The sequence below is a fragment of the Candidatus Pelagibacter bacterium nBUS_28 genome, from assembly GCF_051200915.1.
Classification (GTDB): domain Bacteria; phylum Pseudomonadota; class Alphaproteobacteria; order Pelagibacterales; family Pelagibacteraceae; genus Pelagibacter.
The window spans coordinates 578,847-595,878 of sequence record NZ_CP172844.1; the positions used below are offsets into that span (position 1 = coordinate 578,847).

Genomic DNA, 17,032 nt, shown 5'->3' on the forward strand with positions numbered 1-17,032 from the left:
GAAAAGTGCTTTATTTTTCAAAGTTAAGAATTGTATTCATAACTCTTTTCTCACTTTTATTTATTGCGATTGCATCATCTAACTTATTTAAAATTGATGATGATTTTTTTGATAAGAAAATAAATCTGGGTTTAGATTTACAAGGTGGTTCCTATCTTTTATTAGAAATTGATAATGCACCAGTCATAGAGCAAAAACTTCAAAATCTAACAACAACTATTAGAAATTATTTTAAAAATCAAAATATCAAAATTAATAACATTAAAATTGAAGGTCAAAATATATTCTTTAATGTTGATGATCAAGGTAAGCAAATAATCATTGATACTTTTACGGATGAAAACAGCGATATAAATCCTTATTATCCAAGATTTAAGTCACATCAATTAAATATAGAAGATACAGGACTTAATTTAAAAGTTAATTTTTCAAAGCAAGGTTTAATTACTCTTAAAACATCATCACAAGATCAAGCAATTGAAATTGTTAGACGAAGAATTGATGAAGTTGGAACAAACGAACCAAATATATTAAAAAGAGGAAACAATCGTATTTTAGTTGAGCTTCCTGGATTAGACGATCCTATGAGAGTGAAATCTCTTTTAGGCAAAACAGCAAATTTAACTTTCAGATTTGTTACTAATAATGAAAACGATAATTTTGGAGTTGAAAAGTTAAAATATGAGGATGGTATTGAGGAAGCAATAGTCAGTAAACGTATTATTATAAGTGGCGATAATCTCTTGGATGCTCAACCTCAAATGGATACTCAAAATAATCAAACTATAGTATCTTTTTCACTAGATAGAGTAGGTGCTAAAAGATTTGGTAAAGCAACATCTACTGGAATTGGTAAACAGCTAGCAATAGTTTTAGATGGCAAAATTATTAGCGCTCCAGTAATTAGAGATACCATTGCAAGCGGTAATGGACAAATTAGTGGCGGATTTACATTTCAATCAGCAACAGATTTAGCACTACTGCTTAGATCTGGTGCATTACCGGCTCCTTTAGATATTATAGAGGAACGTACAGTTGGACCTGATTTAGGTCAAGATTCTATTGATGCAGGAATAATTGCTTTAGCTATTGGATTTCTTTTGGTTATAATTTTTATGTTTGTTAAATATAAAATTTTTGGACTAATCACCAATCTAACGTTAATAATTAATTTATTTATTTTATTAGGAATTTTAACTTTATTTGAAGCTACATTAACATTGCCAGGTATAGCGGGAATAATTTTAACTGTTGGTATGGCAGTTGATGCAAATGTTTTAATTTTTGAAAGAATTAAAGAAGAATTAAAGGACGAAAAAAATAATATAGTAGCTTTTGATAGTGGATATATAAAATCTAGAACTGCAATTATTGATGCAAATATTACTACCTTATTAGCAGCAATTATACTTTTTTTTATGGGTTCTGGTCCAATAAAAGGGTTTTCAGTTACTCTAGGAATAGGAATTTTTACAACTTTATTTTCTGTTTATTTTATCGCAAGATTATTCACTGGTCTTTATGTGTCAAAAAATAGAAACAAGGAAAAATTAATATAATGATAGCTTTTAACAAATACTACAATCACTTTAATTGGTTATCATCATTATTAATTATTTGCTCATTAATTTTGTTAATCTTTAAAGGTCTTAATTATGGAATAGACTTCAAAGGAGGAACTTTAATTGAACTAAGATCTTCAGACTCTAATATAAATGTTAGCTCATTAAGAGATAAATTTAGTCAAATGAATCTTGGAGATATTTCTGTTAAAAAATTTGGTAATGATACAGATTTTTTAATTAAATTTGAAAACAAAGACAATAAGAAAAATATAATTGAGGAAATAAAAACAAATCTTGATAAATCTTTTGGAAATAACTTCAATTTTAGAAGAGTCGAAAATGTTGGTCCGAAAGTAAGTGCTGAGCTATTAAAATCAGGAGTAATTGCTATCTCATTATCTTTAGCCATAATGTTATTTTACATTTGGATAAGGTTTGAATGGCAATTTAGTCTAGGAGCGATTTTAGCTTTATTTCACGATGTAATTGTTACACTTGGTGTGTTTTCATTGTTTAGTCTTGAAATTAATTTATCAATTATTGCTGCTGTTTTGACAATAGTTGGATATTCAATGAATGACACTGTGGTAATTTTTGACCGTGTTAGAGAAAATTTAAGAAAATATTCTGACATCAAAATTTTTGAATTAACAAATATTTCTATCAACGAAACTTTATCTAGAACTATAATTACTTCTGTTACAACGTTATTAGCTTTATTAGCCATTTATTTTTTTGGAGGTGAAATTTTAAAAGGATTTTCACTAGCAATGATACTAGGTGTTGTTTTTGGTACATATTCATCAATTTATATAGCTAATACTGTATTAGTTAGGCTTAGAGTTTCTCAAAAAACTGTTTTGAAAGAGGATGATCAAAAATAAATCAGAACATTCAATGGCAATATTTTGAATGAATAAAAAACTTTGGACACCATCAAAAAAATTAAAATTTAATTCAAATTTGTTAAAATTTGAAAAATTTATATCCAATAGATTTCAAAAAAAATTTAATAACAACTTTGAAAAAATTCATAATTGGACAATAAAGAATTCACAAAATTTTTGGAATAGTGTTTGGGATTATTCCAAAGTAAAAGGTATTAAGGGTAAAGATAATAAAAAAAAATTTTCAAAATTTTATAAAAATACTTTTCTAACTAATTCGAAACTAAATTTTACAGAAAATTTACTTTCAAAAAACAATGATGATAAAGCAATCACTTTCATTAGTGAAAATGGTTTTCGTGAAATAAAAAGTTGGAGAGAATTAAATATAAATGTAAAAAAAATTTCCACGTTTTTAAGAAAATTAAATATAAAATCAAAAGATAGGGTAGTTGCTTACATGCCTAATATCTCTGAGACTGTAGAAGCCTTTTTGGGAACTGTTGCCATTGGATCAATATGGTCATCATGTTCTCCAGATTTTGGAATAAATGGAATTATAGAAAGATTTTCTCAAATTAAACCAAAGGTTTTATTTGTAACAAATGAATATTTTTATAATGGAAAAAAAATTAATGTTTTAGAGAGAATACCAGAAATAGTAAAAAAAATACCAACCATCAAACATGTGGTTATCTCAAGCTATCCTGGTCAAGCTGAAATTAAGAAATTACCAAAATATAAAAATATTAAAACTCATTATTGGAAAAATATTATCAAACAAAAAAATACAGAATTAAGTTTTACTAAATTTAATTTTGAACATGAGTTAGCAATTTTATATTCAAGTGGAACAACTGGTAAACCGAAATGTATTTGTCATAAAAGCGGTGGTGTTTTGTTACAACATTTAAAAGAGCATCAATTACACTGTGATATAAAAGAAAATGATAATGTTTGTTATTTTACTACCTGTGGATGGATGATGTGGAATTGGTTGATTTCTGTTTTGGCTTCAAAAGCTTCAATCGTATTATTTGATGGATCACCAATGTATAAAAAAGAAGATCTACTTATAAAAATAGCAAATAATGAAAAAATAACTTTGTTTGGTGTTAGTGCAAAGTATATTGATGCATTACGTAAAACTGAAAAAAATTACAAAAAACTATACAAATTATCTAATTTAAGAACTATTTGTTCAACGGGCTCTCCTTTATCAGAAGATTGTTTTAACTATGTTTATAAGAATATAAAAAAAAATATTCATCTAGCATCTATATCAGGAGGGACTGATATTGTTTCTTGCTTTGTTTTAGGAAATTTATATCAACCAGTATATTCAGGTGAAATCCAAAACAAAGCATTAGGCATGGATATTCGTGTTTTTAATGAAAAAGGTAAATCTGTTATAAATAAAAAAGGAGAACTAGTTTGTACTAATCCTTTTCCCTCAATGCCTTTAAGGTTTTGGAATGACAAAAATAATGAAAAATTTGAAAATGCTTATTTTAAGAAATATAAAAATATATGGCATCATGGAGATTATGCTAAAATAACTAATAAAAATGGTTTCATAATTGTTGGTAGATCAGATACTACTTTAAATCCTGGGGGTGTTCGCCTAGGAACGGCTGAAATTTATTCTGAAATCGAGAGATTTAAAGAAATTAAGGAGTCCTTAGTTGTGGGTCAATCTTGGGATAATGATGTAAGAATAATTTTATTTGTAATTTTAAATTCAAAATTTAAACTTACTGAAGATTTATTAAAAAAAATGAAGTTAGAAATAAGAAAAAATGCTTCTCCAAGACATGTTCCCAATAAAATAATTGAAGTAAATGATATACCGAGAACTAAGAGTGGAAAGATTGTTGAGTTATCAGTTAAAAATATAATTGAAGGAAATAAAATTAAAAATAAAGAAGCATTAGCAAATCCAGAGTCATTAAAACAGTTTGTTAATATTAAAGAATTAAAATATTAATATAGGTTTTGTGCTGCAACCATCGCAAGCAACATAGGTAATGAAAGCAATGTATTTGTTCTTGAAAACAACATCGCAGTTTTAGCAGATTTAGCTTTTAATTCAGGTTCACATTCAACGATACCAAGAGCTCTTTTTTGATTAGGCCATATAACAAACCAAACATTAAATGCCATTATAACACCAAGCCACATTCCAATACCTATAGCTGTATGTTTTGGTATTCCTGAACCTATGCTTAATGTCATTGCATCATGTAGGTAGCCATTAAACAAAGCTAATATCAATCCAGATAAAACAGTTAAAGCGGCAGCCCATCTAAAATAAAATAATGCTGCTGGAGCAATAACTTTACCTATTGCAGGTTTTTGCTCATCTGGAATTTTTCCCATATTTGGGATTTGAACAAAATTAAAGTACCAAAGTAAGCCGATCCACATAATAGCAACAACCACGTGAATGTATCTAAATAACCAACTCCAGAACAATGTGTCAAAAGCAAATCCACCATTTAAATAAAATAATCCAACAAATAACAAAATTGCTAATGCTAAGGAAGCGTGAATTGTTTTAGATAAAGATGATAATAAATTACTCATGATTCTCATTGTTTATACACTAATTTATCAAAAAATTTAACAATCTTTTATTTTATTATTTTAATAAAGGTTTTAAAAATTGACCCGTAAAACTTTCTGGAATTTTACAAATTTCCTCGGGTTTACCTTCGGCTATTATATTGCCGCCTTTAACTCCGCCTTCAGGGCCCATATCTACAATATAATCAGCTGTTTTTATAACATCTAAATTATGCTCAATTACAACAACAGTGTTGCCTAGTTTTACAAATGTATGAAGTATTTCTAATAACTTTTTAATATCATGCTGATGTAAACCTGTTGTAGGCTCATCTAATATGTACATTGTTCGACCAGTTGATCTCTTAGAAAGTTCTTTTGCTAATTTTATTCTTTGAGCCTCACCACCAGAAAGTGTTGTAGCTTGTTGACCAATTTTTATATAACCCAAACCTACTTTTTTAAGTGTTAAAAGTTTTGTTTTAATATTTGATATATTTTCAAAATATTTACAACCTTCATCCACAGACATATCTAGAACATCAGCAATACTTTTGTCTTTAAACTTAATTTCCAAAGTTTCTCTATTGTATCTAGTTCCTTTACATTCGTCACATTGAATATAAACATCTGGCAAAAAATGCATCTCATAGGTTATTACGCCATCGCCTTCACACACCTCACATCTTCCACCTTTAACATTAAATGAAAATCTTCCAGGTTTATAACCTCTAGTTTTAGACTCAGGTAAACTTGTAAACCAATCTCTTATCGGACCAAAGGCTCCAGTATAAGTTGCTGGATTGGATCTAGGTGTTCTTCCTATTGGAGATTGATCAATATCTATAATCTTATCTATCAACTCAACACCTTTATAACTCTTGAAGGCTTTTGGTGCTTTTCTAGCTTTGTTATTAAGTGTTAAATTTAAAGCGTGATAAAGAGTTTGCAATATCAAGGTTGATTTACCACTACCTGAAACACCTGTTATGCAAGTGAAACTTCCTGTTGGAATCTTTAAATTAACATTATTTAAATTATTTCCTGTGGCACCATTAATTTCGACAAATCTTCCATTTTTTGCCAATCGTCGAGTTGTAGGAATTTCAATTTTCTTTTTGTTAGATAAATATTGTCCCGTGATACTATTTTTATCTTTCTTAATTTCTTCATACGTTCCTTGAGAAGTTATTTGACCACCATTAGAACCAGCTTCTGGACCCATATCAAGTATATGATCCGCATTTTCCATTGTTTCAGTATCATGCTCAACAACAATAACTGTGTTACCTAAATCTCTCAGCCTCTTCAAAGCATTAATAAGTTTAACATTATCTTTTTGGTGCAAACCTATTGAGGGTTCATCTAATACATATAAAACTCCTGTTAAACCAGAACCTATTTGTGATGCTAATCTTATTCTTTGAGCTTCACCTCCAGATAGGGTCCCTGACTCCCTAGATAAAGTTAGATAATCAAGACCGACATTAAGCAAAAAGTTTAATCTTTCATTAATTTCTTTTAAAACATGTTCTGCAATTTTAAATTGTCTTTTATCTAAATTCTTTTCTAAATCTTTAAACCATTTTGTGGCATCGAGGATTGATTTTCTTGTAACCTCGCTAATATTATTGTTGTCAATTTTTACGCATAGAGCCTCTTCTTTAAGTCTATCTCCATTACAGCTTTCACAAGCTGAGTCAGACTGATATTCAGCTATAGCTTCTCTTTTCCACTCACTATCAGACTCTAAAAATCTTCTCTCTAAATTATTAATTACACCTTCAAAAGTTTTTTTATGTGAATATTTTTCATAACCATCATCATAATTAAACTTAATTTCCTCCTCATCAGATCCATATAAAATAACATCTTTAATTTTTTTCGGTAATTTTTTCCATCTATCATCAAGTGAGAAATCATAATGTTTTGCAATAGATGCTAAAGTTTGAGCGTAATATAATGTTGTGGATTTTGCCCATGGTTCAATGGCCCCATCAGCTATACTTTTTCTTTCATCTGGAATTACTAAATTAGGATCAACATTTAACTTAATTCCAATACCTTCACATTCCTCACATGCACCATAAGGACTATTGAAAGAAAAAAGTCTTGGTTCTATTTCTTCAATAGTGAAACCACTTTCAGGACAAGCAAATTTAGTTGAGTAAATTAGTTTTTCAATTTTTCTAAATTTTTGTGGTAATGTCTCATCTTCATATTCAACAAACACCAATCCATTAGATAAATTAACTGCTGTTTCAATACTTTCTGCTAATCTATTTCCTAATTTTGAATTTAATACAATTCTGTCGACTAAAACTGAAATATCATGTTTAAGTTTTTTATCTAAATTTGGAGACTTTTCGATATCGTATAAAACATTATCAATCTTGATTTTTCTAAAACCTCTTCTTTTATAACTTAAAATATCTTTTCTATATTCACCTTTACGACCCCTAACTACAGGAGCATAAATATATATGGTACTTTTTTTTGGTAATTTTTTAACCAAATCTACAATTTGAGTTATAGTTTGAGATGTAATTGGTTTTCCAGTAAATGGCGAGTAGGGGATGCCCGCTCTAGCAAATAAAACTCTCATATAATCATAAATTTCAGTAACAGTAGCAACTGTTGATCTCGGGTTTTTAGATGTATTTTTTTGCTCAATTGCTATTGCTGGACTTAAACCTTCAATAAGATCAACATTAGGTTTTTTCATTTTATCCAAGAACTGTCTTGCATAAGCAGACAAACTTTCAACATATCGTCTTTGACCTTCTGCATATATGGTATCAAAAGCTAATGACGATTTACCTGACCCAGATAGTCCAGTTATTACAACAAATTGATCTTTGGGAATTTCAACAGAAACATTCTTTAAATTATGTTCTTTGGCACCCTTAATAACTATCTTTTTGATCATATTTTTTGTTGCTTTGAGTTAATAAAATTAATAATGAGAAGAATTGTGATATAGTTCTTATTAATTAATTTAACAAATATTAAATATTATGGCTGGAAGTTTAAATAAAGTATTATTAATTGGTCGTTTGGGCGCAGACCCTGAGATCAAACAAATGGTTAACGGTAAAAGTGTTGCAAGACTTAGCTTAGCGACAAGTCAATCTTGGAAAGACAAAAATACTGGTGAAAAAAAAGAGAAAACTGAATGGCACCGTATAGTTGTATTCAATGAAGGACTTGTAAATGTTATTCAACAATATTTAAAAAAAGGTGCTCAAATTTATGTTGAAGGTCAAATTACAACCAGAAAATGGAAAGATGAGCAGTCTGGACAAGATAAATATTCTACTGAAATAGTTCTTCAAGGATACAACAGTACATTAACAATGCTTGGTGGAGGAAACACTGGTGGTGGAATTCAAAATGACACAACTCAACAAAATAATATTGAGGATTCTTCACAAGTTTCAAATGATATGGATGACGAAATTCCATTTTAGTGTCTATGCAAAAAACTGAAGCTCCAAAAGACAATAACATTAAATTGATCTCAATGCATGATGAGATGAGTTCGTCTTATCTTTCTTATGCAATGAGTGTAATTGTCAGTAGGGCTTTGCCTGATGTAAGAGATGGATTAAAACCTGTTCACAGAAGAATTCTATACGCAATGTATAAAGGTGGATATGATTGGTCAAAACAATTTAGAAAATCCGCAAGAATAGTAGGGGATGTAATTGGTAAATATCACCCTCATGGTGACCAGTCAGTATATGATGCTCTCGTAAGAATGGTTCAGGATTTTTCAATGAGCTTACCTTTAGTTCAAGGTCAGGGTAACTTTGGATCAATTGATGGAGATCCTGCTGCTGCTATGAGGTACACTGAAACAAGGCTTTCAAAAGTTTCACAGTTTTTAATTGATGATATTGAAAAAGATACAGTCTCATACAAAAGTAATTATGATGAAACTGAAAAAGAGCCAACAGTTTTACCTGCACAGTACCCAAACCTTTTGGTCAACGGCGCAGGTGGTATTGCTGTAGGTATGGCAACTAGTATTCCTCCACACAATTTAGGTGAAATAATAAATGGAACATTAGCTTTGATTGACAATAAAGATATTAAAGTTAAGGAATTAATGAAACATATTCCTGGACCTGACTTTCCAACAGGAGGTGTTATAATTGGTAAAGATATCATTAAACAAGGATATAATAATGGAAGAGGTTCATTTAAGATTAGAGGCGAGGTAGCTTCTGAAACTTTAAAAAATGGTAGAGATAGATTGGTTATCACATCAATTCCTTATCAAGTTAACAAGTCAGTATTAAATGAAAGAATTGCCCAACTCGTTAGAGAAAAAAAAATTGAAGGTATTAAAGATATTAGAGATGAGTCTAATAGAGAAGGTATCAGGGTTGCAATAGATTTAAGAAATGGTGTTGAGCCCGAAACGATTAAAAGACAACTTTATAAAAATACTCAAATCGAGAGTTCATTTGGATTTAATACTTTAGCAATTGTTGAAGGAAAACCTAAAACTTGTAATTTAAAAGATTTTCTAACTAACTTTTTATCTTTTAGAGAAGATGTTGTTATAAAAAAAACTAAATTTGATCTACAAAAAGCAGAGGAAAGAGCACATATTCTATTAGGATTATCTGTGTCTGTAGAAAACTTAGATAAAATTATTAAGATTATACGTTCATCAAAAACTCCAGATGATGCCAAACAATCTATATTAAAAACAAAGTGGAAAATAAACAAAACTCAAAAACTAATTTCTTTGGTTGAAGGTAAAAAAAGTAAAAATGTCTATTCATTATCGGAGCCCCAAGTGACAGCTATTTTAGAGTTAAGATTACAAAAATTAACAGCTCTTGGAATAAATGAAATAGAAGTTGAGATAAAAAAATTAGCTGAACTAATAACTAAATTTAAAAAAATCATATCTTCTAAAAAAGAACTTTTAAAAGTTATTAGTGAAGAGCTTAAAAATATTAAAGAAAAATTTGCAGTGCCTAGAAGAACTAAAATTATAGATGCGGTATTAAACTATGATATTGAAGAGACTATTCAAAAACAATCTGTAATTATAACTGTTACTCTACAAGGTTATATAAAAAGAGGGTCATTAGATGGTGTTAAACAGCAAAAAAGAGGCGGTAAAGGTAAATCTGGTATAACAACAAGAGATCAAGACTCTGTTATTCAAACATTATCTGTAAATACACATACATCAGTACTTTTCTTTTCTACCGAAGGTTTAGTTTATAAAGTTAAAGCATGGAAAATTCCTGAAGGATCGACTACTTCAAAAGGTAAATCATTATTTAATATTTTACCCTTAAAAAATCATCAATCTATTAGCTCAATAATGCCAATGCCTGAGAATGAAACTGAGTCTAAAAATTATCAAATAATTTTTGCAACAGCTCAAGGTAAAGTCAGAAAAAATAGTCTGGAGGACTTCTTATCAATTAACGCATCTGGTAAAATAGCAATGAAACTTGATAATAATGACAAAATTGTTGGTGTTAAAATTTGTCAAGAAGATCAAGATATTATTTTAAGCACTAAGTTTGGAAAATGTATAAGGTTTTTGGCAAAAAAATTAAGAGTATTCAAAGGCAGATCGTCAAAAGGAATTAAAGGTATAGAGTTATCTCCAAACGATCAGATAGTTTCTTTATCTGTTATTGATAACGATAAAACAAAGAAAAATGGCAAAAAGTCCAATGATGAAAAATCTGAGATAAAAGCTAAAGAAAAATTTGTCTTATCAATAAGTGAAAATGGATATGGAAAGAAAACTTCCCATGCAGATTACAGAGTTACTAATAGAGGTGGCAAAGGTATAATTGGTATAGTTAATTCACCAAGGAATGGCAATATAACATCATCTTTCCCTGTTTTTGATGGAGATGAAATACTTATTTCAACCAATAAAGGAAGAGTGATAAGAGTTGCTGTTAAAGAAATAAGAACCGCTGGAAGAAATACTCAAGGCGTAAGAATTATAAAATTATCTGGAGAAGAAAAAGTTGTGTCGGCAATTAAAATTGATGATAATCTAATTTAATGAACAAGGTAGCTATTTACCCGGGGACATTTGATCCTATTACCTACGGTCATATAGATGTTATTAAAAAAGCTTTAAAGCTATTTGACAAAATTGTAGTTGGCGTGTCTGATGTTAGTAACAAAAACTACCTTTTTAACTCTGAAGAACGAATTAATATTGTTAACAAAGCTTTATTTAAAGATTTAAATTTAGATAAAAAGAAGATAACTGTTGTCTCATTCAGCTCTCTTACAACTGATCTTTGTAAAAAATTTAAGTCTAATATAATTTTAAGAGGGTTAAGAGCAGTTTCTGACTTTGAATATGAATTTCAATTAGCAGGCATGAATAGAAAGCTAAATAATAACATCGAAACTATTTTTTTAATGTCTGATGTAGAAAATCAAATAATTTCCTCTAGATTTGTTAAGGAAATTGTGAAGTTAAACGGTGATATAAGAAAATTTACTACCAAAAGTACAATTAAATCTTTAAAAGACAAATATGCTTAGAATTTTAACAACTATATTTGTTTTATTTTTTTTATTTACCAATCAATCAATAGCACAGGAGAATATAATGATTTTAAAATTAAAAGACGGCGATGTAAAAATTGAGTTATTTGAAGATGTGGCTCCAAATCATGTTAAAAGAATTAAAGGACTAGCTGAGGGTGGAAAATACGATAATGTTGTATTTCATAGAGTTATCGATGGATTTATGGCTCAAACTGGAGATGTAAAATTTGGTAATTCAGATTCTAAAGATTTTGATTTAAGAAGAGCTGGAATGGGTGGATCAGATTTACCAGATTTAAAACAAGAATTTAGTAGTGTTCCTCATGACAGAGGCACTTTATCAATGGCTAGATCTTCTGATCCAGATAGTGCAAACAGTCAATTTTTCATATGTTTTAAACCTGCACCTTTTCTTGACAGACAATACACAGTATTTGGAAAAGTTTTAGAAGGCATGGAATTTGTCGATAAAATTAAAAGAGGTGATGATGCTAATAACGGTTCTGTATCAGATCCGGATAAAATTATTAGTTTTAAATCTCAATAATTTCTTTAAATGGCATTAAAAGATTTTGCCTTTAAAGTTTTAAAAAAAGATAAATTTGCTAGAAGTGGTATAATTGAAACCCATAGGGGTAATATAAATACACCAGCTTTTATGCCTGTTGGCACACAAGCTACCGTAAAAGCTTGTACAATAGATGATATTAAAAAAACAGGTTCAGAGATAATATTATCTAATACTTATCATTTAATGATAAGACCAGGCGTAGAAAGAGTTCAGTCTGCGGGTGGTCTTCATAATTTTATGAATTGTGATTTACCCATTCTTACAGACTCAGGTGGATTTCAGGTAATGTCACTATCTAAGCTAAATAAAATTGATAGAGAAAAAGGTGCAATTTTTAATTCACATGTTGACGGTAAAAAATTTTTTTTAAGTCCTGAGGAAAGTATAAGAATTCAGTTAGGACTTAATTCAGACATTGTAATGATCATGGATGAATGTCCTAGAAAATCAAATGACTATGAGTTAATAAAAAAATCAATGGATTTGTCTATATATTGGGCAGAGAGGTCTAAAAAAGCTTTTGGTAAAAACCCACATAAAGCTCTTTTTGGAATTGTACAAGGTGGTTTATTTAAAGACCTTAGAATTAAATCGTTAAACGAATTGATTAAAATTGAATTTGATGGATATGCTATGGGTGGTTTAGCAGTAGGTGAGTCACAAGATGAAATGTTTAATGTTTTAGATGATGTTAAAGAACATCTTCCAGACGAAAAACCTCATTACTTAATGGGTGTAGGAACCCCTTCAGACATAATTGGTGCTGTAAAAAGAGGCATTGATATGTTTGATTGTGTCTTGCCAACAAGATCAGGAAGAACGGGGTTAGCTTTTACTTGGGATGGAAGATTAAATATAAAGAATAATAAATATCAAAGTGACAACACGCCTTTAGACGCTAATTGTAGCAATTTAAATTTAAATAAATATTCAAAAAACTATTTAAATCATTTATTCAATACTAATGAAATATTAGCATCTATGCTCTTAACTCTTCATAATATTAACTTTTATCAAGAATTAATGTCAGCAATTAGAAAAAATATTTCTGAAGGTACATTTGATCAATTTCACGACAAATACATTGATAAGTTGTAGAAGATGTACAATTTTTAGTTCAATTTGACGTTTGAAATAATAGAATAATTCTGTATATAACAATTATTCAATTTGAATATTTGGGGGCCCTTAGCTCAGTTGGTAGAGCAATTCCCTTTTAAGGAATGGGTCGATGGTTCGAGTCCATCAGGGCTCACCACTATTTAAATTAAATTAGTTTTATAGGTGGATAATCTAAAATCACTTCATTCATTTTTTCATTTAAATCTCGAATTCTATTATCAGATGATGGGTGTGTGCTCATAAACTCTGGAGGCTCTTTACCTTTATTAAGTTCCTTCATTCTTTCCCAAATTTTAACTGTTTCTCTAATATCGTAACCTGACAGAGAAGAAAATATCATACCAAGATAATCTGCTTCACTTTCTTGTTTTCTACTAAAAGGATTTAAAATTCCTAGTTGTGTTAATAATCCAACAGTATTTTGTCCTGTTGTTCTGTTTATATCTGATAAAACACCACCACTTGCTATATCAATAATTCTAGTTCCTACATTTAATAAAGTACTTCTACTTGCTCTTTCGACAGAATGTTTTGCAACAGCATGAGCAATTTCATGCCCCATAACAGCTGCTAAACCATTAGTATTTTTTGTTGCATCTAAAATACCCGTGTAAACTGCTATCTTACCTCCTGGCATACACCATGCATTACGTACTTTTTTTTTATCTATTAAAATATATTCCCAATCAAAATTTTTTGTTGGATCATCCAAACTCTCTCTATCAAAGTATTCAGAAATAGAGTTTTCCATTTTTTTTCCAATTTCTTTGATTTCATTTAGAGTTTTTGTGTCATCACTCATTTTTTCTTTTTTTTTAACTTTTTCGTAAATTCGAGCAGCTTGAGCATTTAATTTAGCTTCAGAAACAATTTTTAGCTGCTTCCTTTCAGTAATTGGAGCGGTTGTACATGACGGCAATAAGAGGCCACCACATCCACAACCAACATAAGATAAAAATTTTCTTCTATTCATTTAAAAATATAATTGATAATATCATATCTATTATGAATCTTAATAATAAAATTCTATTAGTATTGTTTATTGTTGCAATAACTTTTGTAATTTATTCAAGTTTTAATTGATAATATGGATAAAAAATCTAAAAGAAAATCTTTATCTTTAACACTTCGGAACTATTTCATTACTGGAGTGGTTGTTTTGATACCAATAGGTTTTACACTATATCTTAGTAAAATTTTAATTGGTATATCTTCAAATTTAATTCCAAAAAATCTTAACCCTAATCATTATTTACCTTTTGATATTCCTGGAATAGAAATTTTAATTTCAATATTATTAATAACTTTAGTAGGGGGGATATCTTTATCCTTCTTTGGTAGAAGAATTTTAAAGTTAATTGATGATCTATTTAAAAGAATTCCTTTTTTGAGAACTGTTTATTCAGCAATTGTTCAAATGACTGAAACATTTTCAAAAAAAGATGATAATAAAAAAAGTGTTGTTTTAATTGAATATCCAAGAAAGGGTGTTTGGGCAGTCGGTTTTGCTACAAAAGAAAATACTGGAGAAATGGCGGATAAAACAAATAAAAAATTAATTAATGTTTTTGTTCCTACCACACCAAATCCTACAAGTGGTTTTTTGCTAATGTTTCCAATTGAGGATGTGATTTATTTAAATATGAGTTTTGAAGAAGCATCTAAATTTATCGTTTCTGCTGGCACATCAAATAAGCAACTTTAAGCTATATCATTTATAATATCAGCTCTATCATATAATTTTATAAGTGGTTTAAACCTGCTTATATCTTCATTTTGATTTTCAATTCTTCTAATTTCCTTTTCCGCAAGAAGAAAAAGATCACTATTATGAACTGGATCAGCTAATTTAAAATTTTTAATGCCACTCTGCTTAAAACCTAATATATCACCAAAACCTCTAATTTTCATATCCTCTTCTGAAATATAAAAACCATCATTAGAATCTTTTAAAATATTTATTCTTTTTTTAGCGTTTTCGCTTAAATTTGATTTAAACATAAGTATACATGTTGACTCCTTACTGCCTCTTCCGACACGACCTCTAAGTTGGTGTAATTGAGATAAACCAAATTTATTAGCATTTTCTATTATTATTACATTAGCGTTAGGAAAATCTATACCCACTTCAATAATCGTTGTAGATACTAAAATTTGAAATTTTTTTTTTAAGAAATTATCTAATATTATTTCTTTATCATTAAAATCAGTTTTACCATGTAATAGAGAAACTTGATTTGGAAAAAGTTTTTCTAAATATTCAAATTTTTTTACAGCAGAAGAGTGATTTAATTTTTTAGACTCCTCTATTAATGGACAGACCCAAAAAATTTGATTACCAGATTTTATTTCTTTTTTAATGAATTTAAAAACATCATCAATTTTACTTTCTAATTTGCTATAAGTTTTAATAGGTTTTCTAGATTTAGGCTTTTCTCTGATAATAGATAGATCCATATCTCCATATAATGTCATTGTTAGAGTTCTAGGGATAGGTGTAGCGGTCATTAATAATACATCACAATTATTCCCGCCTTTGTCAGATAAAAGTTTTCTTTGATTAACGCCAAATTTATGTTGTTCATCTATAATGATTAGTCCTAAGTTATTAAAATTTACTTTTTTTTGAAAAATAGCATGTGTTCCAAAAATTATATCTATTTCATTATCAGCTAATTTTCTTAAAATTTCTTTTTTACTTTTGTTCTCAGATTTGCCAGATATTAATTCTATATTTATTCCATTTGGAAAAAGTTTTTTTGCAAAATTATAGTGTTGTCTTGCTAGTATTTCGGTAGGAGCCATTACAGCTACTTGAAATCCTGAGTTTATACTATTGTAAGCGGCAATTAATGACACAATAGTTTTGCCACTTCCAACATCTCCTTGAAGTAATCGAAACATTTTATTTGTCGAGGAAAGATCATTATTAATTTCTTCTAATGTTTTTTTTTGATCATTTGTTAGGATAAAATCTAATTTGTTTATAATTTTATTTTGTTTATTATTATCTAATAATTTTTGCTTTTTTTTAATTTTTTTAATTTTTTTTCTAATCTCTGAATTTACTAAAAAAGTAGAAAATATTTCATCAAATGCTAAACGTTTGTAAAAATTTTTCTTAAATTTTCCAATATTTTCTGATTTATGCAATTCAATAATTGCCTCATTCCATTTTACATCTCCAAATTTATCTAAAATATTTTTTGAATGCCATTCATCTAAAATTGGTAAATTTATTATTATTTGATTGATAATTTTATTATAGATTTTTTCAGAAATGCCTTCAGTTAAAGAATATGTATTATGTTTTTGTTTTATCAGAGATGAATCTTCAGATACATATTTTGGATTTGTTAGTTGGTATTTATTTCTAAAAAATCCAATTTTTCCACTAATTGTTATTTCCTTTCCAAGAGGAAGAATTTTTCTTACATACCCTTCATAACTATTAAAAAAAATACAATCAATTTCACCTGTTTCATCAGAACAAGAAACTTTATTTGGAAGGTTTCTTACTCTTGGAAATTGATATTTTATAGGCGTAATATTTATAGTTTGGTTTTCACCAATTTTTAAATCTTTTATTTTTATTGAGTGACTTCTATCTGTATATGATTTCGGCAATTTCCATAATAAGTCAAAAATATTATTAATTTTTTTCTTCTTTAATAAGCTTGTTGTTTTAGCACCAACACCTTTAAGTTTAGATAAATCTGACAATAAATATTCATAATTGCTTTTATTAGCCATAAATTAACAATATA

The 17,032-nt window shown here is 28.6% G+C and carries 13 protein-coding genes and 1 tRNA gene; 10 read left to right on the top strand and 4 right to left on the bottom strand.

Annotation, left to right across the window (positions count from 1 at the left end):
- Window positions 1-5: 5 nt before the first annotated feature.
- The 3 genes from secD to ACIJYC_RS03035 are packed head-to-tail and all read left to right on the top strand — an operon-like array spanning window position 6 to window position 4,439.
- Complete coding sequence (secD, locus tag ACIJYC_RS03025) at window positions 6-1,559, top strand: protein translocase subunit SecD (protein ID WP_435167730.1); 1,554 nt, start codon at window positions 6-8, stop codon at window positions 1,557-1,559.
- Window positions 1,559-2,449 carry a protein translocase subunit SecF gene (gene secF, locus ACIJYC_RS03030; RefSeq protein ID WP_435167733.1) on the top strand — a complete coding sequence of 297 codons (891 nt, stop codon included), beginning with the start codon at window positions 1,559-1,561 and terminating at the stop codon, window positions 2,447-2,449. The genes secD and secF overlap by 1 nt, the downstream gene beginning before the upstream one ends.
- Window positions 2,450-2,477: 28 nt before the next feature.
- Window positions 2,478-4,439 carry an acetoacetate--CoA ligase gene (locus ACIJYC_RS03035; RefSeq protein ID WP_435167736.1) on the top strand — a complete coding sequence of 654 codons (1,962 nt, stop codon included), beginning with the start codon at window positions 2,478-2,480 and terminating at the stop codon, window positions 4,437-4,439.
- On the opposite strand, the gene ACIJYC_RS03040 is transcribed toward ACIJYC_RS03035, so the two are convergent.
- Window positions 4,436-5,038 (bottom strand): urate hydroxylase PuuD, encoded by a 603-nt coding sequence (locus ACIJYC_RS03040; protein ID WP_435167738.1) that lies wholly within the window; start codon window positions 5,036-5,038, stop codon window positions 4,436-4,438. The genes ACIJYC_RS03035 and ACIJYC_RS03040 overlap by 4 nt on opposite strands.
- Before the next feature lie 55 nt (window positions 5,039-5,093).
- Window positions 5,094-7,946 (bottom strand): excinuclease ABC subunit UvrA, encoded by a 2,853-nt coding sequence (uvrA, locus tag ACIJYC_RS03045; RefSeq protein WP_435167741.1) that lies wholly within the window; start codon window positions 7,944-7,946, stop codon window positions 5,094-5,096.
- A gap of 88 nt (window positions 7,947-8,034) precedes the next feature.
- Between uvrA and ssb the strand changes: the two genes are divergently transcribed.
- From ssb to ACIJYC_RS03075, 6 genes are all read left to right on the top strand, one after another.
- The gene (gene ssb, locus ACIJYC_RS03050; RefSeq protein WP_435167744.1) at window positions 8,035-8,487 is read left to right on the top strand and encodes a single-stranded DNA-binding protein; all 453 of its coding nucleotides are present in this window, start codon (window positions 8,035-8,037) and stop codon (window positions 8,485-8,487) included.
- A gap of 5 nt (window positions 8,488-8,492) precedes the next feature.
- A complete protein-coding gene (gene gyrA, locus ACIJYC_RS03055; RefSeq protein ID WP_435167747.1) occupies window positions 8,493-11,072 on the top strand; it encodes a DNA gyrase subunit A in 2,580 nt (859 codons plus the stop codon).
- Window positions 11,072-11,566 (top strand): pantetheine-phosphate adenylyltransferase, encoded by a 495-nt coding sequence (gene coaD / locus ACIJYC_RS03060; protein WP_435167750.1) that lies wholly within the window; start codon window positions 11,072-11,074, stop codon window positions 11,564-11,566. The genes gyrA and coaD overlap by 1 nt, the downstream gene beginning before the upstream one ends.
- A 67-nt stretch (window positions 11,567-11,633) precedes the next feature.
- On the top strand, window positions 11,634-12,119 hold the full coding sequence (locus ACIJYC_RS03065; protein WP_435167753.1) for a peptidylprolyl isomerase: 486 nt from the start codon (window positions 11,634-11,636) through the stop codon (window positions 12,117-12,119).
- A 9-nt stretch (window positions 12,120-12,128) separates the two neighbouring features.
- Complete coding sequence (gene tgt, locus ACIJYC_RS03070; protein WP_435167756.1) at window positions 12,129-13,241, top strand: tRNA guanosine(34) transglycosylase Tgt; 1,113 nt, start codon at window positions 12,129-12,131, stop codon at window positions 13,239-13,241.
- 84 nt (window positions 13,242-13,325) lie between these two features.
- Window positions 13,326-13,401: transfer RNA gene (locus ACIJYC_RS03075), tRNA-Lys, on the top strand.
- 9 nt (window positions 13,402-13,410) lie between these two features.
- Here the strand turns inward: ACIJYC_RS03075 and ACIJYC_RS03080 are convergent.
- Window positions 13,411-14,238 (bottom strand): M48 family metallopeptidase, encoded by an 828-nt coding sequence (locus ACIJYC_RS03080; RefSeq protein WP_435167759.1) that lies wholly within the window; start codon window positions 14,236-14,238, stop codon window positions 13,411-13,413.
- 114 nt (window positions 14,239-14,352) lie between these two features.
- On the opposite strand from ACIJYC_RS03080, the gene ACIJYC_RS03085 reads away from it, so the two are divergent.
- A complete protein-coding gene (locus ACIJYC_RS03085) occupies window positions 14,353-14,970 on the top strand; it encodes a DUF502 domain-containing protein (protein WP_435167762.1) in 618 nt (205 codons plus the stop codon).
- Here ACIJYC_RS03085 and recG read toward each other — a convergent pair.
- Entirely contained in the window at window positions 14,967-17,018 is a 2,052-nt protein-coding gene (gene recG, locus ACIJYC_RS03090) for an ATP-dependent DNA helicase RecG (RefSeq protein WP_435167764.1), read from the bottom strand. The genes ACIJYC_RS03085 and recG overlap by 4 nt on opposite strands.
- Window positions 17,019-17,032: the final 14 nt, after the last annotated feature.